Below are 20,643 nucleotides of genomic sequence, written 5' to 3'. Positions count from 1 at the left end.
CTAGGTTTCCTCTCCCGAGGATTGCTGGACCTTTCTTGCCGCTTCCGCATCGAGCACCTGGCGGGCGAACCGGTCGATCTTGCGCGACAGGCGCAGGATTTCGAGTTGGGTGCGCAGGTTGACTTCGTAGTCGTGTTTGGCCGCGACCCGGTCTTTCGCCGCCTGCCGGTTCTGGCTCATCATGATCACCGGAGCCTGGATCGCCGCCAACATCGAGAGTATCAGGTTGAGGAAGATGTACGGATACCGATCGAACGGTCGGATCCCCAGATCGCCAAGCACCTGGCTGTTGATCAGCATCCACGCCAGTAGCACCACGCCGAATGCGATGATGAATCCCCAGCTACCGCCGATGGCTGCCACACGGTCCGCCAGCCTGTCGCCGAAACTGGCATGAAGCTGCGCCGCTTCGTCCGCATCGACGCCGACAAATGTCCCACTTGCGACCCGTTCGATAACGCGCTGCTCTTCGGCATCGAGATCCTCGAGCACCCGGCCCAGCAACTCGTGGGCCAGTTTCTCGGGATCGATGGACCGTTGGGTCATCTTGCCAGCGCCTCCGCGATCAGCGCGCGCGTTTCGGGGATGCCATAAAGCGCGATGAAGCTGCCCATCCGCGGTCCTTGCGCCGAACCGAGCAGCGTCTCGTATTGCGCCTTGAACCAGTCGCGCAGGCTTTCGAACCCGAATTCCTCGCGCTTGCCGATCTCGTAGACCTCGGTCTGGATGTCTTCCGCCGGGGTATCGGGCGCCATCGTCGCCAGCGCCGCATCGAGCGCCTTGAGCGCTGCCGTTTCGTTGGCGGTCGGCGCGCGCTTGGCGAGCGTCGGGGCGACAAAATCACGGTTGTAAGCCAGCGCAGTCTCGACCAGCCGGGCAAGCGCCGGGTGCTTGTCGGGCGAAGCATCCTCGACATAGTTGCCGAGATAGGACCACACCTGATCGGCGCTCGCTTCCGCGCCAAGTACCCCGACCAGGTTGAGTAACAGGCCGTAGGTCACAGGCAGCGTGTCGCCTGCACCCTTGCGCTCGGGGTCGGTCACGCCCAGCAGGTGCCACACAGGGTTGCCGAGCTGCTTGTCGATATCCTGTTCGGCCAACCGTTCGCGGAACTGCCAGTAATCGTCGACCGCGCGCGGGATCACGCCCGCGTGGAGGCTCTTGGCGCTCTTGGGATTGGGGAAGATGTAGAAACCGAGACTGTCTTCACTGCCATATGTCAGCCATTCCTCGATCGTCAGGCCGTTGCCCTTCGACTTGGAGATCTTCTCGCCCTTCTCATCGAGGAACAATTCGTAGATCAATCCCTCGGGCTTGGTCCCGCCGAGCACCTTGACGATCCGGCCCGACTGAACGCCGGAGTCGGTGAGGTCCTTGCCGTACATCTCGTAATCGACGCCCAGCGCATACCAGCGCATCGCCCAGTCGACCTTCCATTGCAGCTTGGCCATCCCGCCCAGCGCCGATTGTTCGACCACGGAGCCATCTTCGTCAGTGAACCGGACTGTCCCGGCTTCGGCATCGACCACTTCGACCGGAACTTGCAGCACCCGGCCCGTCGCGGGCGAGATCGGCAGGATCGGTGAATAGGTCTGCCGCCGCTCTTCGCGCAGCGTGGGCAGCATGATGTCGAGGATCGCCTGGTTGTGCCGCAGCACTTGCCGCAGCGCGTCGTCGAACTTGCCCGAATTGTACATGTCGCTCGAAGCGACGAATTCGTAGTCGAACCCGAACCGGTCGAGGAACTCGCGCAGCATCGTGTTGTTGTGGTGCGCGAAGCTTTCGTGCCCCTTCTCGAACGGGTCGGGAATGCGGCTCAGCGGCTTGTGCAGGTTGGCCTCCAGCAGAGCGGCGTTGGGCACGTTGTCGGGTACCTTGCGCAGCCCGTCCATGTCGTCGCTGAACGCGACCAGACGGGTCGGTGCACCGCCGGTCAGCGCTTCGTAAGCGCGGCGCACGAACGTGGTGCGCAAGACTTCCTGAAAGGTGCCGATATGCGGCAGGCCGCTGGGACCATAGCCGGTCTCGAACAGCACCGGCTCGCCGCCGGGCTTGCCGGCGGGATAACGCTTGGCGAGTTTGCGCGCCTCTTCGAACGGCCAGGCCTTGGATACGCGGGCGGCTTCGTTGAGTGCGGTCTCGGTCATGCCTGCGCGCCTATGCCGATGGGCGCGGTTGTTGCAAGTGCGAAACTGTTCCGCGATCCCTTGCGACAACAGTACACGGCGCGGAGTCGCTGGCGGACAGGTGCCGGCGATCCCGCGCCGTGACAGGGCTCAGGTCAGGTCAGTCGTTCCACTGGGCGGTGCCCGTGCCGGTTCCGTTCTTGCCTGCCCAGGTTGTCGCGCCGCCCTTGCCCTTGTAAGCGCCGGTCTTGCCGTAGAGCCCGCCAACGCAGCCCTGATCGCCGTCCTTTGAAATGATATTGCAGCCGAAGATAATCGAGTAGTCGCCCGAAGGCGACGTAACATCGCACGCGACGTGCTGGTCGAAGATCTTGTCGTGCGGGGGCTGGGTTACCCCTATGCAAGTCCAGCTCTCGTCGCTTTTGCTGCCATCGGCCATCGTCTGAACAGACGTGCCAACTTGCAAACTGCCGCCGAACATCCCGCCGTCAGGCGTTTGCGTACCCACGCGGGTCATCGCCCCTCCCGTGGTCGTGTAGGTTGAAGTGCCGGCGTGCGCGATGCCCGCCGTTCCAATCCCGATCGCCATGATCGCGAGTGCAATTGTCTTCTTCATCGTCAGATTCCTCTCCCATTCGCTGCGCGCATCCATCACGCACAGCGCGCGCCGAAGCGCCTCGACGCCCGCCCATGCAGGCGTTCGTGAAGCGACCCTCGCGACTCGGGTTGTTCTGAACTGCGCCGACCGTCCTCTTTGATTGTCGGGGAGTCAAGCCGATCGCCTGCCAAGCTATTGTGGCCATTGCCACGTCGGCCGCCGCGTTTACTTTTCGTTCCGCTTTGCCCATCGTGGGATTCGATGCCCGAACCACTCCCTCTCCCTGCCCTTCATGCCAGCCACGCCGGGACATGGCTGCGCGATGCCAACGGCAACACGCGCGGGGCAAGCAAGGGCGAAGCGGTGATGGCGGTGGCCGATACGCCGCAGTTGATCCTCAATGCCCCGCTGGTGGCCAATCGTCTCGGCTATCCCGACCTCTCGGGGCTGGACCTGCTGGAATTGTTCGCCTTCATTCATCCGGCGAAGTTCGCGGTGCCAACCCCGCGCGGGCTGGCCCATGCGCTGGGCCTCGCCGAACCCGAAAGCGACGACGGCGTGCCCGCATTCCTCCAGCTCGCCGCAGGGCATTTGCTGGCCACTTGCGAAAGCGAAGACTGGGCCGAACGCGAAGGCGCGTGGTCCACGCTGCAATCGCTGGTGCGACTGCGCTGGCCGTGGGCGCAGATCCTGGGCCCGCATATCCGCAGGCCCGAACGCGCCGAGAAGTGGCTGTTCGCCCGCTTGCCAGAATGGGAGGAAACGCCCGAGCGGGCCCAGCCCGGCCACGCGCTTATCGAGGAACCCGAAGTCGAAGCTCGGCTCGAACGGCTGACCGGTGAAGGCGCTGAGCGCCGCGAAGGCCAGCGCCGCTACGCCAGGGAAGCTGGCAAGGTCTTCGCCCCGCGCGATCGGCGTGATGTCCCGCACTTGTTGCTCGCGCAGGCCGGGACCGGGATCGGCAAGACGCTGGGCTATCTCGCGCCAGCTTCGCTGTGGGCGGAGCGTTCGGGCGGGACGGTATGGGTCTCCACCTTCACCAAGAACCTGCAGCGCCAGCTTCGGCAGGAAAGCGCCCGTGCATGGCCGCCCACGCGCCTCGACGGCAGCCGCCCGGTGGTGGTGCGCAAGGGACGCGAGAACTACCTTTGCCTGCTCAACCTCGAAGACGCATTGCAAGGCGGGTTCGCCGGTCGCCCTGCGGTGCTGGCGCAGCTGGTTGCGCGCTGGGCGGCCTTTTCGCAAGACGGCGATATGATCGGCGGCGACCTGCCCGGCTGGCTCGGCCCGCTGTTCCGCAAGCGCGGGATCGCCGCGCTCACCGATCAGCGCGGAGAGTGCGTCTATGCCGGGTGCCCGCACTATCGCAAATGCTTCATCGAACACGCCGCACGCGCTTCCGCCCAAGCCGACCTGGTGATCGCCAACCATGCACTGGTAATGGTCAACGCGGCGCGTGGGAGAGACCATGCCCAGCGCCCAACGCGGGTGGTTTTCGACGAGGGTCACCACGTTTTCGAAGCCGCCGACAGCACTTTTGCCGCTGCACTCACCGGGGCCGAGGCGATCGAGTTGCGCCGCTGGATCGTCGGCCCGGAGAAGTCGCACAAGGGCCGCCGCCGTGGCCTCGCCGCGCGGCTTGCAGATGTTGCCAGTTATGACGAAGCGGGCGGCACCGCGATCGAAGCGGCGGTGGAGGCAGCGCATTCGTTGCCCTCCGAAGGCTGGCTGCAGCGCCTCAACGAAGGTGTGCCCGCCGGCCCGCTCGAGGCGTTGCTGGGCGCGGTGCGCGCGGTCACTTACGCCCGCGACGAGAGCGGTGGGCAGGAAGCGGGATACGGCATCGAGACCGAAGCGGCGGGTCTCGACGGACCGGTGGTCGAACTGGCCGGACAAGCCGCCGGTGCGCTGTCCGCGATCCGGTCCCCGCTGCTGCGCCTTGGCGGGCGGCTCGAAGCTATCCTCGCCGATCCGCCCGACTGGCTCGACGCGCAGGGCCGCGCGCGGATCGAGGGCGCGAGACATTCGCTCGGCTGGCGATGTGACCTGCTGGCGGCGTGGGAGGCGCTGCTCGACCGGCTGGGCGGCCCGGGCGACCCCGAGTTCGTCGACTGGCTCGCAGTCGATCGCAACGAAGCCCGAGAATTCGACATCGGGCTCCACCGCCACTGGCTCGATCCGATGAAGCCATTCGCGAAAGTCGTGCTCGAACCCGCACACGGAGTAATGCTGACCAGCGCGACGCTGAAGGACAGCGAGGACTGGGACGCGGCAATCGCCCGCAGCGGGGCGACGCACCTCGACACATCTGCGCTGCTGAGCGAAGCGGAGAGCCCGTTCGACTATGCCAATCGCGCCGAGGTGCTGATCGTGACCGATATCCGCAAGGGCGATATTCCCGCGCTCGCCGGGGCATACGGGCGGATCATCGAGGCCTGCGGTGGCGGCGTCCTGGGCCTGTTTACCGCGATCCGCCGGATGCGCGCGGTTCACGGCCGGATCGCCGACCGGCTCGCACGTAGCGGACTGCCACTCTACGCCCAGCACGTCGATCCGATCGACACCGGCACGCTGGTCGATATCTTCCGCGACGATCCCACCGCATCCCTCCTTGGTACCGACGCGTTGCGCGACGGGGTCGATGTGCCGGGCCATTCGCTGCGCTGCGTGGTGCTGGAGCAGGTCCCGTGGCCGCGCCCGACGATCCTCCACCGCGCGCGGCGTGCCGCAGCAGCTGAATCTGGGGGAGGCGGCAATGCCTATGATGACCGGATCATCCGCGCGCGACTGGCACAGGCTTTCGGCCGCCTGATCCGCAGCCGCGACGATGCCGGCCACTTCGTGGTGCTCTCTCCCGCGTTCCCCAGCCGGCTGCTGTCAGCCTTCCCGTCCGGCACCCCGGTCATCAGATTGACACTGGAGGAGGCTTTACAACGGCTCGCCAACAGTGTTTTCGCAAAGCCAGACGGTGCCGACGCTACGGCATCCCCGCTCGAAGGATGACTTGACCTGCCCAAGCTGCTCGGCCTCCTGCGCCATGCCAAATCCGATTGGGACGACATGGGCACGCGCGATTTCGATCGCGGGCTCAACGATCGCGGGCGGCGCGGCGCCAAGCTGATCGGCGATCATATCCGCGACCACGGAGTAAGATGGAGCAAGTTGCTCGCCAGCCCGGCCGAGCGGGTCAAGCTGACCCTCGCCGCTGCACTTCCCGAAATCGAACCGAAGTTCGATAGCCGGATCTACCTCGCCGATGCAGATACCCTGATGGAGGCGCTGCGCGATCACGGCGGCGATGCCCAGGCGGTGCTGCTGGCGGGCCACAACCCGGGCTTGCAGGACCTGCTGTTCGCGCTGGTCCCGCCCGAGAACGAGAATGCCCTGTTCGATGAAGCAGCGGTCAAATTCCCGACCGCGACCTTCGCAGTGCTCGAGCTGGCGATCGACGACTGGGCGAACCTCGGCAAGGACTGCGGCAAGCTGGTCCACTTTGCCCGCCCGCGCGACCTCGACCCGGCTTTGGGTCCGGAACACTAGGGCAAAGTTCGCACGCTAGTTTTCGACGGACCGGCTCCAGTCGAACACCGCCTCTTCGTGGGTATCGGGATCCCAGCTGCTGCGCGGCACGCCGAACAGGTCGCCGCCGTAGACGTGGAGCGCCAGCAACGGCACGTCGAGCGGGTTACGGATCGCGTGGATGACGTCTGCGGCATTGGACAACACGCCCGGGCCCTCAACCGTTTCCACTCCGACATCGCGCAGGCCCCCGCCGTCGCGCTCGAAGAACCGGTTTTCTTCCTGGCCCGAGCAGACCCCCACCACCGACCACATATTGTGGTTGTGCGGACCGACCCCCAGGCCCGGTGCGAACGCGGCGGCGAAGATCGTCAGTTCGGGGCTGCGGTGCAGCGCGAGATCCTCGAGCGTTTCATACTCGGATCGCGGGGCGATCGCCGCCGGCATCGCAGGATCGGCCATCGCTTCGCGCACGATCTCGATGACCCTGGTTTGCGGATCGGGCCCGGACACTGCTTCCCGACAGCGATCGACGACATGGGCAAGTACTGGTTCCATAGCGCCGGAGGATGGGCCGTTCGCAGCCCCCCGTCAACTCGCCCCCGACCGCAGCACGCGCGGCCCGCTGCCCCCTTCGGCCCACTTGTCTTGCGGGTTGTAAAGCCGACACTTCTTCAGGCTGAGGCAGCCGCAACCGATGCAGCCGTCAAGGTCTTCTCGGGTTTTCATGAGCAGCGCGATCTTCGCGTCGATCGCATCGCGCACCTTGCCGCTGATTCGCCGCCAATCCCGCGCATCGGGGGTGCGACCATGCGGCAGGCGCCGCAACTCCTCCTCGATTTCTCCCAATGAAAGCCCGAGTTGCTGGGCGATCATCACGAAGCTCAGACGCCGGATATCGCTGCGCAGGAAGCGTCGCTGGTTACCGCCGGTGCGGATCGGTTCGACCAGCCCGCGGTCCTCGTAATAGCGGATCGCCGAGACCGACAGACCGGTCCGGCGGGCAAGGTCGCCGATCGAAAGCAGGTCGCTTGCGCGCATTTTCCGGGACATCGCAAAAACTCCTTGACCTTAAGTTAGCTTGAGGTTGCACAACCGGCAAGCAGGCGATTCGAAGTCGCCGTTGGAGTCAATCGAACGAAGGAAACCCGCAATGCCCACCGGCACTCTCGAACACGTCAACATCTCGGTCAGCGATCCGCAGCGGATGGCGGATTTCCTCGCCAAGCTGGCCGGATGGCGCAGGCGGTGGGAGGGGCCATCCCTCAACGGCGGTCACACGATCCACTGCGGCGACGATGCGACATATGTCGCGCTCTACCATCACCCGAGCATCTCCGGCCCATTCGAGAAGGGTGCTCCATTGCAACACGTCGCGCTGGTGGTCGATGATCTCGACGCGGCCGAGCAAGTTGTACTCGATGCCGGGCTCGAAACGCTCAATCACGGCGACTACGACCCCGGCCGCAGGTTCTACTTCTTCGACTGGGATGGGATCGAATGGGAGATCGTCAGCTATGAATGAGCCGATCCTGCGCGAAGGCATGTTCGCCCGTCGGCCGAAATCGGCGGACCCTGACGATTCAAAGGGGCTGAAACGATCGAAGGCAAAGCGGTCGATCTCGCGCCACCGGTTGCGGCAAAAGACCGCTTACGCTGAACGCACCTACTGCCCGCCTTCGAGATTGAGGCCCTGGCGCCCGTGTTCGGGCGTGTCGTGCGGTGCGACCGGATCGTCGAGATCGGGGTCGCGCATCGGCTGGAGCATACCTTCCCACTTGGTGATGACGCTGGTCGCCACCGCGTTGCCGAGCACGTTGGTGGCGGTACGGCCCATGTCGAGGAAGTGATCGATCGCCAGCACCAGTGCGATACCCTCGACCGGCAGGTCGAACATCGCCAGCGTCGCGGCGATCACCACCAGGCTCGCGCGCGGGACCGCGGCGATGCCCTTCGAGCTGACCATCAGCGTCAACAAGATCGCGATCTGGGTGCCGATCGATAGCTCCACGCCGTAAGCTTGCGCGATGAAGATCGTCGCGAAGCTGGCGTACATCATCGACCCGTCGAGGTTGAAGCTGTAGCCAAGCGGGACCATCAGGCCGGAAATGCGCCGCGGAATACCGAACCGGTCGAGCTGTTCGAACAGCTTGGGCATCGCCGCTTCGCTCGATGCGGTCGAGAACGCGATCAGCACCGGCTGGCGCACGTAGGTTACCAGCTTGAAGGCACGCCCGCGCAGCACCACCCAGCCCGCCAGGATCAGCAGCGTCCACAGGATCAGCAGCGCAAGATAAAACTCGCCAAGCAGCTTGGCATAGACCTCGAGTATCCCGAGGCCGTTCGACGCAACCACGTTAGCGAGCGCGCCGAACACCGCGAACGGGGCAAACCGCATGACGTAGCCGGTGATCTCCAGCATCAGGTCGGCGAGAGCCTCCGCCCCGCGCACCAGCGGCTTGCCGCGTTCGCCCAGCGCGGTCAGACCGACACCAGCAAACAACGCAAAAACAAGGATTTGCAGGACGTTGTTGTCATACATCGCACCAATCACGTTCTTGGGGAAGACGTGTTCGATGAACTCGAAGAAATCGAGCTTCTTGACCTCGCCGATGGCATGGGTCGATGCGGTGATATCGACCCCCGCCCCCGGCTGGAACAGGTTGACCAGCACCAGCCCGAGGCTGATCGAGACGAGGCTGGCGACGATGAACCAACTGATCGCGCGCAGGCCAATCCGCCCCACCGCGGTGCTGTCGCCCATGTGCGCGAGGCCCGCGACGATCGTCGCAAGCACCAACGGCGCGACGAGCATCTTGATGAGGTTGAGGAAGATCGTCGACAGCATCTGGAAGCTGCGCACCCAGTGCTCGTCGGTCATGATCGCCGACAGGAAGCCCTGATGGACAAGCCAGCCCATGAATATGCCCAGCACCAGCCCGACCATGATGCAGGCCGTGAGATGGCGCGACAGTGCATGCAGCAGCCAGCCGATGGCAGAAGTGGGCCTGTCCGGCACCGCAGTGTCGGCTGATTCAGCAGATGGCATCGTATTCCCCTTGTGCGTCCGACGGCTTTGCTAACAGCGCGGGCGCGCCGGCGCAATCAGTGGGCCATCAATGCGCCAGCGCCGCCCGCGCAATCCGTGCGTAGATCCGGGCGAGAGTAGCCAGATCAGGGAGGGCAACCGCTTCATCGCGCTTGTGCATCGTCGCATTGCACAAGCCGAACTCGATCACTGGGCAGACATCCTTGAGAAACCGCGCGTCGGAGGTGCCGCCGCTGGTGGAAAGCTCCGGCACGATGCCCGTCTCGACCTCCACGGCATCGCAGATGATCTGCGAGAACTCGCCCGGCGGGGTGAGGAAGCTTTCACCCGAAATGATCGGCCTGGCCCTGCCGCCATGCTTCTCGGCGATCTCGGTGACTCTCGCGGCCAACTCGGCCCCGGTGTGCAACGCATTGAACCGGATCGAGATGCGTGCCTTGGCAAGCGCCGGGATCACGTTGTGCGCGGTGTTGCCGACTTCGAGCTCGGTGATTTCGAGGTTCGATGCCTGGAACCACTCGGTCCCTTCGTCGAGCACCAGCGCGTCGAGCTCGGCGAGCATCGCCACCAGCTTGGGGATCGGGTTGTCGGCGTTGTGCGGATAGGCGACGTGGCCCTGCGTGCCCTCGACCTCGAGCCAGATGTTGACCGATCCGCGCCGCCCGATCTTGACCATGTCGCCAAGCCGGTGGACCGAGGTCGGCTCGCCCACCAGGCACAAGTCGGGCTGCAGGCCGCGTTCGCGCATCCGATCGATCAGCGCGCGGGTGCCGAAGACGGCGGGGCCCTCCTCGTCGCCGGTTATAATGAAACTGATCGTCCCCGCATCGGCGGGCAGATCTGCCACCGCCGCGACCATCGAGGCGATCGAGCCCTTCATGTCGACCGCGCCGCGCCCATAGAGCAGTTCGCCGCGCGTTTCGGGAGCGAACGGTGCGCTGGTCCAGCCTTCGCCCGGCGGCACGACGTCCAAGTGACCAGCGAAAGCGAAGTGCCTGCTGCCCTTCGGACCCTCGCGCACCGCGAGCATGTTCTCCACCGGCCCGTCCGGCGCCTCGCCGGCCACGAAGCGATCGATCGCGAACCCGAGCGGCGCGAGCATTTGCTCCAGTGCATCAAACACCAGCCCTTGCGCAGGCGTGACGCTGGGGCAGGCGATCAGGCGTTCGGCCATTTCAGCAACGGATGCGGTGGTGCTGGCGTCGGTCATCGACCCAGAGCTATACCAGCAGCGCAACGCAATCCAGCCGTTCGGAGACCGCCGTGCCCAAGCTTGATCTCGACGCTATCCCGCAGTCCAACGCGACAGGATATCCGCCCCCGTTCGACGAACCAGTGGCGGGGCGCTGGTATCGCCGCTTGGCGCCATCATCCGGCCTGACCCGGTTCGGCGCGAGCCATGTTGTGCTGAAGCCCGGTGCGTGGTCCTCGCAGCGGCACTGGCACAGCGAGGAGGACGAGCTGCTGGTGATGGTGACCGGCGAAGCGGTGCTGGTAGAGGATGGCGGCGAGACCGTGATGCGGCCCGGCGACGTCGCTGCATGGCCTGCCGGGGTCCAAAACGGCCATCACCTGCAAAACCGCACAAACGCGGACTGCACCTTCGTCGTCGTCAGTGCGGGCGACGAGAGCAAGGACCGCGGAGACTATCCCGATATCGACATGCAGTTCGACCCCGACGGATACGCCCACAAGGACGGTTCCCGCTACCCGACCGAGCGGCTCCCCTAGGCCGCGTGGCCTAGTTCCTTGCCGGCGGCGGCAGCGGGCCCGGCGCAAACGCCTTGTCGAGCGCCTGCGCGATGCGGATGCCCGCCTGCTCGATCCGCTCGTCGATCACCGGCAGCGCAGCAACGATCGCCTGCTGGCTGAGCGCGCCATGCTCTGGCGTCGGCGCGGCACCCGTCGCGCACGGATCGCGTCCGAACGCCTCGCGATAGGCAAAGTCCTTTGCGATCGTCCAGCTCTCGCGCCCCCAGTCGGCGGGCGTACCGCCACCCAACGCGGCCTTCTCGGCTGGCGAATAACGACGCACCAGCGGCGGATTGGCGCTCGAGATTGCGCGCTCGGTCAGCGTTGTGTCCCAGATCGAGTGAAAGTTGAGGTCGGGCACGATGCCATAGTCCACCCGACGGGTATTTCCGCCCTTGTCGTCTTCGTTGTCGGCCGAGTGAAGCGGCTGGTGGATATCGCCGATGAAATGCACCACGAAGGCCAAGGCCGCCAGCCGCTGTGCAGCGGGAAGGCGTTCGTCGGCCAGGATCCGTTCGTTGCGCTCGATCTGCGCAGACACGCAGTTGCCATTGGCACAATTCCGGCGCACCGAATAATCCTCGCACACCGGTTCGTCCTGGTAGTGCCACGGTGCGGTGTAGCCCCAGCGCCAGCGTTCCTTGCGGATGCAGTCGGGCCAGACCGACGCGTCTTCGAGCGAATGGACCGGGCAATCGGGCGTGCCCAGCTCGCGGCTGTGCGCCAGCAAGCGCACGATCGCCCGGCGCGTGGCGGGCGAGACGTTGTCCATCGCGATCGCGGCAGTTGTCCGGTGGCCGTATCCACCCCACGCGAAGGCGGCTTGGGGCAGGCAAGCCAGCACCGCCGCAGCAGCAAGCGCGATCAGGCCACGGGTACGGTATCCCATTGTTCGATAACCCATTGTTCGTCTTCTGCGCCCTTGATCCAGGCCTGCATCCAGTCGTGTTCCCATACCGCGTCGATATAGGCCTGGGCGAACCCCGGCACCACCACCCCATAGGTCACGAAGCGACTGACCACCGGCGCATAGAACACGTCCGCCGCACCGAACGTGCCGAACAGGAACGGTCCACCGCGCCCGAATCGCGCGCGCGCTTCGGCCCACAGCTGGAGGATGCGCACGATATCGGCCTTCACCGCATCGGACAGCTGCACTCCCTCGTGGCGTGCCCGCACGTTCATCGGCAGCCCGCGGCGCAGCGCAAGGTAGCTCGAATGCATTTCCGCGACCATCGCTCGCGCCATCCCGCGCGCGACGTCGTCCTTGGGCCAGAACCGGTCGCGCCCGACCCGGTCGGCGAGGAACTCGAGGATCGCCAGGCTGTCCCACACCACCGCATCGCCCTCCCACAGTACGGGGACCTTGCCGTGGCTCGGCTGGACTTCGCCCATCGCGCGCTTGGCTTCTTCCCAGTCCTCGCCGCTGATGTTGACCGTCAGTTCCTCGAACGCGAGGCCCGACTGCTTGCACGCGAGCCACCCGCGCAGCGACCAGCTCGAGTAATTGCGATTGCCGATGATGAGCTTCACGCGACTTCCTTTTCCACCGGGTCGGGGCACTAGGCGTTCATCGTGGCGCTGTCGAGACTGAACGATCCGAGGACGGGAATCGATAGGATTTTGCGGCCCACGCGACTAATGCATTCGCATGAACCTGCGCCCGTTCCACCTCGCCTTCCCCGTCCGCGATCTTGCCGAAGCCCGCGCTTTCTACGGCGAGTTGCTTGGCTGCCCGGAGGGGCGCAGCAGCGAGGAGTGGATCGACTTCGACTTCTTCGGCCACCAGATCGTCGCGCACCTCGCCCCTGGCGGCGGCGGAGACACGGCATCGAACCCGGTCGACGGTCACGACGTGCCCGTGCCGCACTTCGGCGTGGTGCTGACGATGGAGCGCTGGCAGGAAATGGCCGACAAGCTGACCGCCGTTGGCGTTGCCTTCGGCATCGAACCGCACATCCGCTTTAAGGGGCTGCCCGGCGAACAGGCGACGATGTTCTTCCGAGACCCCAGCGGCAACGCACTGGAAATGAAAGCCTTTGCCGACGACGCGATGCTGTTTGCGACCTAGACAACGGGCGACAGCAGTTTGCTGAATTTTTGGGCCAAAAGCGGACCAGCCGCTAACGACCCGATTGTCCCCGTCGCCAAGCTGTTGCCTGCTCGCCAAACCGAAGCGGAACAAATTGCTTCGATGACCCTCCTTGCCTATGGCTGCTGCATCCGACTGTATCGGGTCGCTGACGAATCTGCGTTGAATCTTTGATGCCCGGGCCGGGCTCACGGTGGAGGATGCCGATGGAAGTTGCGATCGTAGGCGGCGGAATCTGCGGCCTCGCCACAGCACTGTTGCTTGATGCCGATGGGCACCGCGTGACCGTGTTCGAGCAGGATGCCAACCCGATACCCGAGGATCCCCGCTCGGCGTGGGACGACTGGATCCGCAAGGGTGTCGGCCAGTTTCGCCAGCCGCACCTGCTGCAACCGGCTCTCCGTGTCGTGCTGGAACGCGAATTTCCCGCGGTCGAGCAGATGCTGATCGATGCCGGCGCGATCTATCTCGATCTGACCCAGCCGCTGCCCGCGTCATTTCGCGACCAGATCGAGGCATTCGCCGATCACCAGTTCTGGTGCTACAGTACGCGGCGACCGATGGCCGAATGGGCCTTCCGCAAGGCGGTGGACAAGAACCCGCGCATTGCCATAGCTCGAGGGGCACCGATCACCGCGCTCGTGCCGGGAAAGACTGAAAACGGTGTGCTGGAAGTGAACGGGGTCGTTCCCAAGGACGGCGATCCGGTTAGGGCCGAACTGGTGGTCGATGCCAGCGGACGGGCGAGCCGCAGTCCGCAGTGGCTGGCAGATATCGGCGCGCCGGCACCGATCGAAGAAAAATCCGACAGCAAGTTCACCTATTTTACGCGCTATTTCACCGGCACGATGCCGGCGATCACCACACCACTGAATGTCCACTATCCGACGATTTCGATACTCGTCCTGCCGGGCGACAACGACACCTGGTCGGTCACGCTGTGCGTCAGTGCGGCGGACCGGGACCTGCGAGCGCTCAAGCACCCCGAGGTGTGGACCCGGGTGGTGGCCGCACACCCAGCCCAGGCGGGATGGCTCAACGGCGAGCCGATCTCCGACATCGTGATAATGACCGGCGCGCTCGACCGCTACCGGCGCTTCGTGGTCGATGGAAAACCGGTGGCGCTGGGCTTCGTCGCGGTGGCGGACGCTTGGGCCTGTACCAACCCGAATGCCGGGCGAGGTATCTCAACCGGCGTCAAGCACGCGGTTTGCCTGCGCGACGCAATACGCGAAGCGGGCGAGGACCGTGCTGCCCTTGCAAGGATCTTCGATGCGAAGACGGAAAGCACAGTCGCTCCGTGGTTCCGCGACCAGGCCATGGTCGACATGCAACGCTTCTCCAACGTCGAGGCCGAAAGGCTGGGGACCGTCGTGCAACGTACGATCAGTGCCAAGGAGGCCGCCTATTCGAAGATGCTGGCGTTGATGGGCAGCGATGCGACGATGTACAAGGCGGGTCTCGCCTATATTTGCGGGCTCAACCACCTCGAGGAAATCTTCGCGCAGGAGGACGTTGCGGCGAAGCTGAAGTCGACGCCAGCAATCGATCCAGCGACCATGCGCGGCATGTTCCCGGGACCGACCCGCGAGGAACTGCTCCACTTCGCCGAGGCCGACGCTTCGATTGCCTGAGGCAGCGCCTCACTAGCTCTCCGCGTCCTCCAGCACCGCGGCGCGTAGCTCTGCGATGCCCATGCCCTTCTCGCTCGAAGTCACGTGGATCAGCGGATAGGCGGCAGAGTGCTTGCGCGCTTCGGCCTCCACGGCAGCGCGGACTTTCTCCAGTTCGCTCGCCTTGACCTTGTCGGCCTTGGTCAGGACCAGGCGATAACCAACCGCCGCCTCGTCGAGCATCTTCATCATCTCGCGGTCCACGTCCTTGAGGCCGTGGCGGCAATCGACCAGCACCAGCGTGCGCTTCAGCACCTGCCGCCCGCGCAGGAAATCGCGCACCAGCCGCTTCCACTTCTCGACCACTTTCACCGGTGCCTTGGCAAAGCCATAGCCGGGCATGTCGACCAGCCGCAGTTGCAACGGATCGCCCACGTCGAAGAAGTTGAGCTCCTGCGTGCGACCCGGCGTCACCGAAGTGCGGGCGATCGCCTTGCGGCCGGTCAGTGCGTTGAGCAGCGAAGACTTGCCGACGTTCGAGCGTCCGGCAAACGCCACCTCGGGCACCTCCGGCTCGGGCAGGAAGTGGAGCTGCGGAGCCGACAGCAGGAAGCCGACCGGCCCGGCGAACAGCTTGCGCGCCCGCTCGGTCAGTTCCGCTTGCGCGGCCTCCGCTTCCTCGCTCACCCTTTGGCCTTGCTCGCCTGCTCGCGATCGGCCTTGTCCTTGTCGGCCTGCGCGCGCAGCTGCGGGTGCTTCGAATAGAGATACTGCTGCTGCGTCAGCGTCAGCAGGTTGGAGGTGATCCAGTAAAGAAGCAGCCCCGCCGCAAACGGCGCCATCACGAACATCAGCACCCACGGCATGAAGTTGAACATCTTCTGCTGCATCGGGTCCATCGCGCTGGGGTTCAGGCGGAAGGTGAGGAACATCGTGATGCCCAGCAGGATCGCGAGCACGCCGATGCCGAGGAACCCAGGCGGGGTAAACGGCAGCAACCCGAACAGGTTGAGGACGTGCAGCGGATCGGGCGCGGAAAGGTCCTTGATCCACAGGATGAACGGCTTGTGGCGCATATCGATCGACAACATCAGCACCTTGTAGAGCCCGAAGAAGATCGGGATCTGCAACAGCATCGGCAGGCATCCGGCGAGCGGGTTGACCCCTTCCGCCTTGTAGAGCGCCATCACTTCCTGCTGCTGCTTCTGTTTGTCGTCCTTGTAGCGTTCCTGCAGCGCCTTCATCTTGGGCTGGATCGCCTTCATCGCCGCCATGCTGGCGAACTGCTTCTGCGCGATCGGGAACATCGCCCCGCGCACGATCAGTGTCAGCAGGATGATCGCCAGGCCGAAGTTGCCGGCGAACGCATAGAGGTGTTTGAGGAGCCACAGGATCGGCTTTTCGACCACCCCGAACCAGCCCCAGTCGATCGCGTTGCTGAACTGCGGGATGCCGGCATCTTCGTAGGCTTTGAGGACATCGCTTTCCTTCGCGCCAGCGAACAGCTGTGTGGTGCGGGCGATCTGGCGGCCGCTCGGCACGGTCAGCGAATCGTAGATCACGTCGGCGCGGAAAATGTCGTTGCCGAGCGCGCGGAAGTCCGTGTCGACCTGCGCGTTCGACTGCGGCACCAGCGCGGACAGCCAATAGATATCGGTAAACCCGATCCACGAGGCCTTGCCCGACGGCGTGACCGAACCTGCACTGGCCACGTCCTTGTAGTCCGTCCCGAAATCCACCCCGTTGCCGAAATCGCCGATCGGGCCCGAATGCAGCGTGTAGGTGCTGAGGCTGGCGGTGGAGCTGGTGCGGTTGATCAGCGCATAGGGCCGCACCGCAATACTGCCGCCGCTGGTGTTGGAGACCGTCTGGCGCGCGGTGATCAGGTACTTGTCATCTACCGAAAACTCGATCTGGAAATTCTGGCCCTGCCCGTTGTTCCATGTCAGCGTAACCGGGTTGGAAGGCGTCAGTGGGCCGTCGCTCGCCTGCCACACGGTCTTGCCGTCGGGCACCTTCACGCCCTGCCCGATCCAGCCGAACTGCGCGAAATACTGCGCCGGCGTGCCGTCGGGCGAGAACAGCCGGACGGGACCACTGTCCTTCTCCACGCTCTGGCTGTGCTTGGTGAGCGTCAGGTCGTCGATCTGTGCGCCGACAAGGTCGATCGAGCCGGCCACTTCGGGCGCATCGATCTTCACCCGCTCGGGCGAAACCAGTTCGGTCTTGAGATCGCGCGATTCGACCGCTTCGAGCTTGGGATCGTCGAGCCCGCCTTCGCGCGTCGGCTTGTGCTTGGGCGCGTTGGTCGCACCTTCCGCAGGGGCAGCCTCGGTGCTGCCCCCCGGGATCGCGGTGGGGGAGGCTGCCGCGGCAACCGCTTTCGCCGGTTCGGCCGGTTGCGGATAGATCCGTTGCACCACGGCCTCCCATCCGAAGAGCAGCAAACCGCAAAGCACTACGGCGAGGAGGAGATTACGCTGGTTGTCCAAGAGAAACGATCCGGTCTGTTATTGCCGTCTACGGAACGGGGTCGTAGCCGTGGCCACCCCAGGGATGGCAGCGCAATATACGCTTCAACGCCATCCATCCACCCCTGATCGCGCCATGTTTTTGCAGCGCCTCGATCGCGTATTGCGAGCAGGTCGGCGCATAGCGGCAGCTGGGCGGCAGTACGCGGCTTGGCCCCCACTGCCACAACCTGGCAATCTGGATCAGGAGATACTTCATGGTTTGCGCCGCCTGCGTCGCGGCGGGTCGCCTTCGCCCTTCGCGGCCCGCGCCAGCGCGGCGGAAAGCTCGCTCCGCAAGGCGGCGAAATCGCGCTCGATCCCGCCTTCGCGGCCGATCAGGACATGATCGTGGTCGGCCAGCCCTTCACCCGGCAACGCTGCGCGCAGCAGTTCGCGAAAGCGGCGCTTCATGCGGTTGCGAACTACCGCAGTGCCGATCCGCTTGGTCACCGTGACCCCGAAGCGCTTGCCCTGCCCTTCGTTGGGATGGGCGAGCAGGATGAACCCCGGACGCGCCACCCGGACCCCGCGATTCGCCGCGAGGAAATCGGCCCGCTTGCGGATGGTCGAAACGGTCATGGAAAGCGATATAGGTTCCTAATACACCGAATCAAAGACCCGGAACGCGAACGGGCTCCCGAATCGGGAGCCCGCACGGCCGAACGGCCCGATGCCGAGGCTGCACATGCGGCCGTCGGCGTTTGAGGCGTCAGAAAGTTACGCGCTGAGCTTGGCGCGACCGCGGGCACGGCGGGCACGCAGCACCTTGCGACCGCCCGGGGTCGCCTTGCGCGCGAAGAAACCGTGGCGACGGGCGCGCACGAGATTGCTGGGCTGGAAAGTCCGCTTCATCGTATCCTCGAATTCAAATTGCAGCGCATGTTACGCCAACAAAAAGGGCCGCCCGCAACGGCGACCGTTCACAGGCTGGCGCGGTTAGGGGATGCGCTGCCCCAAGTCAAGATAGGCGATCTTCGGTTCGGCGGGCTTTGCCACGACCCGGCTTTCGCTGCCCGAACCGGCCGAAATCCAGCCCCGCATATCCTGCGCGGTCAACCAGCGAGCATCGGCATTGGGTACCGAATTGGTCATGTCGTAAAACGAACGCGCCTGGTGCGCGCTCATCCCCATCGCTTCGTAGTAGTCGATATAAGTCTCGTTGACCTGCGCGTTGGCCGCGAAATCGCCCGGCTGGCGCCCGTCGCTGTCGACCCACGAATGGACCGCGAACTCCGCGCCGTCGTCGATCTTGCGCTGCTTGCCGGCGAGGAACAGCTCGACCGCGCCCGAACGCACCGATCCGCCCGCCGGGACGTGGGTCACCAGCCCGGCCGCGCGAATCATCCGCCCGAGCTTCAAATTGGCGACGTCGTCGTCGGTGCCCGGGCACTCGACCATCTCGAGCTCGGCGATCTGCGGATAGGCGCGCAGCATCGCGGAAAAGGCGCGCGGGCTGGCCGCATCGGTGGCATCGACCAGCGCCGCGCGCCTTCCATCGAGAACCCGGAACGGCCCGAAGCTGGCGATACCGGCGGGGATCGCCGCCGGCTCACTCGCTACGAACCGCCCGGCCCCATTATCGGGCGTATCCACCTCGACCCATTCCTCGACCACCGTTTGCGTCACGACAGTGCGCGCATGGGCGGGCACGGCCGAGACGGCGGCGATGGCAAGCAGGATGGGCGAGATGAACCGCATGACCGCGTCTTGCCCCGGGCCCGCTTGCCAATTGCCCAAGCACAATGGTTGCTTTTGCGTTGACGACGTTCGCGCCTTCGCCGCCAACCCCCTCGACTTGCGGGCTATTTGCCGCCACTAAGGCGATGATCGCAAAGGGGGGTTAGTGGTCGCACTCGTCCGTACGGTTGCCTATCTGGGCCTCGATGCCCGCGCGGTGGAAGTCCAGTGCCAAGTCGCACCGGGATTGCCGAAATTCAACATCGTCGGCCTGCCCGACAAGGCGGTGGGCGAAAGCCGCGAGCGGGTGCAGTCCGCCCTCGCCGCGATGGGCCTGTCGCTGCCGCCCAAGCGGATCACCATCAACCTATCGCCCGCAGACCTGCCCAAGGAAGGGAGCCACTACGACCTGCCGATCGCGCTGGCGCTGCTTGCGGCGATGGGGGTGACCGATGCCGAGCAACTGGCCGATTGGGTCGCGGTGGGCGAGCTCGCGCTCGACGGGCGGGTGGCACCCTCGCCCGGCGTGCTGCTCGCCGCGCTCCACGCCAGCGAGCAGGAGGCGGGGCTGATCTGCCCCGCATCGCAAGGCCCCGAAGCGCGCTGGGCGAGCGGCGTGCCGGTGCTTGCCGCGCCCGACCTTGTCAGCCTGCTCAACCACTTGAAGGGCACCCAGCGCCTGCCCGATCCGCAACCGGGCGAGATCGCCAAGCCCGACCACGGGCCGGACCTCAAGCAGGTAAAAGGGCAGGAAACCGCCAAGCGCGCGCTGGAGATCGCTGCGGTGGGGGGGCACAACCTGCTGATGGTCGGCCCGCCCGGCGCGGGCAAGAGCCTGCTGGCCAGTTGCCTGCCCGGCATCCTGCCCCCGCTCACCGCTGCCGAAGCGCTGGAGACTAGCATGGTCGCTTCGGTCGCCGGGACGCTCGAAGGCGGGCGGATCAGCCGCACCCGCCCGTTCCGCGCGCCGCACCATTCGGCGAGCATGGCGGCACTCACCGGCGGCGGGCTGAAAGTGAAGCCGGGCGAAGTCAGCCTCGCGCACCTCGGCGTGCTGTTCCTCGACGAATTGCCCGAATTCCAGCGCGCGGTGCTCGATTCGCTGCGCCAGCCGCTCGAGACCGGCAAGGTCGACGTCGCCCGCGCGAACGCGCACGTCGCCTATCCGGCGCGGGTCCAGCTGATCGCGGCGATGAACCCGTGCCGCTGCGGACATTTGGGCGATGCAGCGCTCGCGTGCAGCCGCGCGCCGCGCTGCGCCGCCGATTACCAGTCGAAAGTCTCCGGCCCGATGCTCGACCGGATCGACCTCCACGTCGAGGTCGACCCCGTCAGCGCCGCCGACCTTGCGCTACCCCCGCCCGCCGAGGGCAGCGCGGAAGTCGCCGCGCGCGTCGCCACCGCACGGGCGATCCAGACTGCGCGGTTCGATGAAACCGGCGCGCGCACCAACGCCGAGCTCGACGGCCCCGCGCTGGAGACCTTCGCAACCCCCGACGAGCCGGGGCGCACACTGCTGATGCAAGCCGCCGAAGCGATGCGCCTTTCCGCGCGCGGCTATACCCGGATGCTCCGCGTGGCGCGCACGATCGCGGACCTGGCGGGCGCAGAGCAGATCGGCCGCATCCACGTGGCCGAGGCGCTGAGTTACCGGAGGCAACCGCCGCGGGCGTGAACGGTGGGTATGGGGTGGAACGTGGCGCA

The 20,643-nt window shown here is 65.5% G+C and carries 22 protein-coding genes; 7 read left to right on the top strand and 15 right to left on the bottom strand.

Translation table 11 applies throughout. The features are described from left to right. The 3 genes from CJO11_RS12555 to CJO11_RS12545 form a co-directional block, all read right to left on the bottom strand. A complete protein-coding gene (locus CJO11_RS12555; RefSeq protein ID WP_095013010.1) occupies window positions 1-546 on the bottom strand; it encodes a DUF1003 domain-containing protein in 546 nt (181 codons plus the stop codon). Continuing rightward, window positions 543-2,147 carry a lysine--tRNA ligase gene (locus CJO11_RS12550; RefSeq protein ID WP_095013009.1) on the bottom strand — a complete coding sequence of 535 codons (1,605 nt, stop codon included), beginning with the start codon at window positions 2,145-2,147 and terminating at the stop codon, window positions 543-545. The genes CJO11_RS12555 and CJO11_RS12550 overlap by 4 nt, the downstream gene beginning before the upstream one ends. A gap of 139 nt (window positions 2,148-2,286) precedes the next feature. Further along, window positions 2,287-2,742: a hypothetical protein gene (locus CJO11_RS12545; protein WP_150125032.1), complete on the bottom strand. Its 456-nt coding sequence runs from the start codon at window positions 2,740-2,742 to the stop codon at window positions 2,287-2,289. Between the two features lie 243 nt (window positions 2,743-2,985). Between CJO11_RS12545 and CJO11_RS12540 the strand changes: the two genes are divergently transcribed. After that, window positions 2,986-5,727 (top strand): ATP-dependent DNA helicase, encoded by a 2,742-nt coding sequence (locus CJO11_RS12540; protein WP_095013007.1) that lies wholly within the window; start codon window positions 2,986-2,988, stop codon window positions 5,725-5,727. 6 nt (window positions 5,728-5,733) lie between these two features. Further along, window positions 5,734-6,264 carry a SixA phosphatase family protein gene (locus CJO11_RS12535; RefSeq protein WP_095013006.1) on the top strand — a complete coding sequence of 177 codons (531 nt, stop codon included), beginning with the start codon at window positions 5,734-5,736 and terminating at the stop codon, window positions 6,262-6,264. Window positions 6,265-6,279: 15 nt separating this feature from the next. On the opposite strand, the gene CJO11_RS12530 is transcribed toward CJO11_RS12535, so the two are convergent. Both CJO11_RS12530 and soxR read right to left on the bottom strand, forming a co-directional pair. Continuing rightward, window positions 6,280-6,801: a hypothetical protein gene (locus CJO11_RS12530; protein ID WP_150125031.1), complete on the bottom strand. Its 522-nt coding sequence runs from the start codon at window positions 6,799-6,801 to the stop codon at window positions 6,280-6,282. A 33-nt stretch (window positions 6,802-6,834) separates the two neighbouring features. Continuing rightward, window positions 6,835-7,284 carry a redox-sensitive transcriptional activator SoxR gene (soxR, locus tag CJO11_RS12525; protein ID WP_095013004.1) on the bottom strand — a complete coding sequence of 150 codons (450 nt, stop codon included), beginning with the start codon at window positions 7,282-7,284 and terminating at the stop codon, window positions 6,835-6,837. A 112-nt stretch (window positions 7,285-7,396) separates the two neighbouring features. Between soxR and CJO11_RS12520 the strand changes: the two genes are divergently transcribed. Next, window positions 7,397-7,768, top strand: a complete 372-nt coding sequence (locus tag CJO11_RS12520) for a VOC family protein (protein ID WP_095013003.1) — start codon at window positions 7,397-7,399, stop codon at window positions 7,766-7,768. Between the two features lie 141 nt (window positions 7,769-7,909). Here CJO11_RS12520 and CJO11_RS12515 read toward each other — a convergent pair whose 3' ends face one another. Continuing rightward, window positions 7,910-9,217, bottom strand: a complete 1,308-nt coding sequence (locus tag CJO11_RS12515) for a dicarboxylate/amino acid:cation symporter (RefSeq protein WP_095013406.1) — start codon at window positions 9,215-9,217, stop codon at window positions 7,910-7,912. Between the two features lie 142 nt (window positions 9,218-9,359). Continuing rightward, complete coding sequence (dapE, locus tag CJO11_RS12510) at window positions 9,360-10,502, bottom strand: succinyl-diaminopimelate desuccinylase (RefSeq protein ID WP_095013002.1); 1,143 nt, start codon at window positions 10,500-10,502, stop codon at window positions 9,360-9,362. A 53-nt stretch (window positions 10,503-10,555) separates the two neighbouring features. Here dapE and CJO11_RS12505 point away from each other — a divergent pair, with 53 nt between their 5' ends. Next, complete coding sequence (locus tag CJO11_RS12505) at window positions 10,556-11,023, top strand: cupin domain-containing protein (protein ID WP_205651076.1); 468 nt, start codon at window positions 10,556-10,558, stop codon at window positions 11,021-11,023. Window positions 11,024-11,033: 10 nt separating this feature from the next. On the opposite strand, the gene CJO11_RS12500 is transcribed toward CJO11_RS12505, so the two are convergent. Then, on the bottom strand, window positions 11,034-11,933 hold the full coding sequence (locus CJO11_RS12500; protein WP_240504496.1) for a S1/P1 nuclease: 900 nt from the start codon (window positions 11,931-11,933) through the stop codon (window positions 11,034-11,036). Continuing rightward, the gene (locus CJO11_RS12495; protein WP_095013000.1) at window positions 11,909-12,577 is read right to left on the bottom strand and encodes a glutathione S-transferase family protein; all 669 of its coding nucleotides are present in this window, start codon (window positions 12,575-12,577) and stop codon (window positions 11,909-11,911) included. Before CJO11_RS12495 ends, CJO11_RS12500 begins: the two co-directional genes overlap by 25 nt. A 118-nt stretch (window positions 12,578-12,695) precedes the next feature. Between CJO11_RS12495 and CJO11_RS12490 the strand changes: the two genes are divergently transcribed. Further along, a complete protein-coding gene (locus tag CJO11_RS12490; RefSeq protein WP_095012999.1) occupies window positions 12,696-13,115 on the top strand; it encodes a VOC family protein in 420 nt (139 codons plus the stop codon). 221 nt (window positions 13,116-13,336) lie between these two features. Continuing rightward, a complete protein-coding gene (locus CJO11_RS12485) occupies window positions 13,337-14,770 on the top strand; it encodes an FAD-dependent oxidoreductase (protein WP_169829198.1) in 1,434 nt (477 codons plus the stop codon). Window positions 14,771-14,782: 12 nt separating this feature from the next. Here the strand turns inward: CJO11_RS12485 and yihA are convergent, their stop codons facing one another. From yihA to CJO11_RS12455, 6 genes are all read right to left on the bottom strand, one after another. Beyond that, window positions 14,783-15,436: a ribosome biogenesis GTP-binding protein YihA/YsxC gene (gene yihA / locus CJO11_RS12480; protein WP_095012997.1), complete on the bottom strand. Its 654-nt coding sequence runs from the start codon at window positions 15,434-15,436 to the stop codon at window positions 14,783-14,785. Next, window positions 15,433-17,241: a membrane protein insertase YidC gene (gene yidC, locus CJO11_RS12475; RefSeq protein ID WP_095012996.1), complete on the bottom strand. Its 1,809-nt coding sequence runs from the start codon at window positions 17,239-17,241 to the stop codon at window positions 15,433-15,435. Before yidC ends, yihA begins: the two co-directional genes overlap by 4 nt. A 28-nt stretch (window positions 17,242-17,269) precedes the next feature. Then, window positions 17,270-17,479: a membrane protein insertion efficiency factor YidD gene (yidD, locus tag CJO11_RS12470; protein ID WP_095012995.1), complete on the bottom strand. Its 210-nt coding sequence runs from the start codon at window positions 17,477-17,479 to the stop codon at window positions 17,270-17,272. Continuing rightward, window positions 17,476-17,841, bottom strand: coding sequence for a ribonuclease P protein component (rnpA, locus tag CJO11_RS12465; protein ID WP_095012994.1), 366 nt, complete (start codon window positions 17,839-17,841; stop codon window positions 17,476-17,478). Before rnpA ends, yidD begins: the two co-directional genes overlap by 4 nt. Before the next feature lie 138 nt (window positions 17,842-17,979). Continuing rightward, complete coding sequence (gene rpmH / locus CJO11_RS12460) at window positions 17,980-18,114, bottom strand: 50S ribosomal protein L34 (protein ID WP_095012993.1); 135 nt, start codon at window positions 18,112-18,114, stop codon at window positions 17,980-17,982. 84 nt (window positions 18,115-18,198) lie between these two features. Then, window positions 18,199-18,960 carry an alpha/beta hydrolase gene (locus CJO11_RS12455; RefSeq protein ID WP_095012992.1) on the bottom strand — a complete coding sequence of 254 codons (762 nt, stop codon included), beginning with the start codon at window positions 18,958-18,960 and terminating at the stop codon, window positions 18,199-18,201. Between the two features lie 145 nt (window positions 18,961-19,105). Here CJO11_RS12455 and CJO11_RS12450 point away from each other — a divergent pair, with 145 nt between their 5' ends. Next, a complete protein-coding gene (locus CJO11_RS12450; RefSeq protein WP_095012991.1) occupies window positions 19,106-20,614 on the top strand; it encodes a YifB family Mg chelatase-like AAA ATPase in 1,509 nt (502 codons plus the stop codon). Window positions 20,615-20,643 lie beyond the last annotated feature (29 nt).

It is taken from the genome of Tsuneonella mangrovi (assembly GCF_002269345.1).
Classification (GTDB): Bacteria; Pseudomonadota; Alphaproteobacteria; order Sphingomonadales; family Sphingomonadaceae; genus Tsuneonella; species Tsuneonella mangrovi.
This window is presented reverse-complemented; position numbering and strand designations above follow the sequence as displayed.

Bases quoted from the DNA above. Each gene is read 5' to 3' on its own strand.
- dapE (WP_095013002.1), bottom strand. From the start codon at position 10,502: ATGACCGACGCCAGCACCACCGCATCCGTTGCTGAAATGGCCGAACGC.
- CJO11_RS12455 (WP_095012992.1), bottom strand. From the start codon at position 18,960: ATGCGGTTCATCTCGCCCATCCTGCTTGCCATCGCCGCCGTCTCGGCC.
- CJO11_RS12500 (WP_240504496.1), bottom strand. From the start codon at position 11,933: ATGGGATACCGTACCCGTGGCCTGATCGCGCTTGCTGCTGCGGCGGTG.
- soxR (WP_095013004.1), bottom strand. From the start codon at position 7,284: ATGCGCGCAAGCGACCTGCTTTCGATCGGCGACCTTGCCCGCCGGACC.
- CJO11_RS12550 (WP_095013009.1), bottom strand. From the start codon at position 2,147: ATGACCGAGACCGCACTCAACGAAGCCGCCCGCGTATCCAAGGCCTGG.
- rpmH (WP_095012993.1), bottom strand. From the start codon at position 18,114: ATGAAGCGGACTTTCCAGCCCAGCAATCTCGTGCGCGCCCGTCGCCAC.
- CJO11_RS12540 (WP_095013007.1), top strand. From the start codon at position 2,986: ATGCCCGAACCACTCCCTCTCCCTGCCCTTCATGCCAGCCACGCCGGG.
- CJO11_RS12520 (WP_095013003.1), top strand. From the start codon at position 7,397: ATGCCCACCGGCACTCTCGAACACGTCAACATCTCGGTCAGCGATCCG.
- rnpA (WP_095012994.1), bottom strand. From the start codon at position 17,841: ATGACCGTTTCGACCATCCGCAAGCGGGCCGATTTCCTCGCGGCGAAT.
- CJO11_RS12545 (WP_150125032.1), bottom strand. From the start codon at position 2,742: ATGAAGAAGACAATTGCACTCGCGATCATGGCGATCGGGATTGGAACG.
- CJO11_RS12485 (WP_169829198.1), top strand. From the start codon at position 13,337: ATGCCGATGGAAGTTGCGATCGTAGGCGGCGGAATCTGCGGCCTCGCC.
- CJO11_RS12490 (WP_095012999.1), top strand. From the start codon at position 12,696: ATGAACCTGCGCCCGTTCCACCTCGCCTTCCCCGTCCGCGATCTTGCC.
- CJO11_RS12555 (WP_095013010.1), bottom strand. From the start codon at position 546: ATGACCCAACGGTCCATCGATCCCGAGAAACTGGCCCACGAGTTGCTG.
- CJO11_RS12530 (WP_150125031.1), bottom strand. From the start codon at position 6,801: ATGGAACCAGTACTTGCCCATGTCGTCGATCGCTGTCGGGAAGCAGTG.
- yidD (WP_095012995.1), bottom strand. From the start codon at position 17,479: ATGAAGTATCTCCTGATCCAGATTGCCAGGTTGTGGCAGTGGGGGCCA.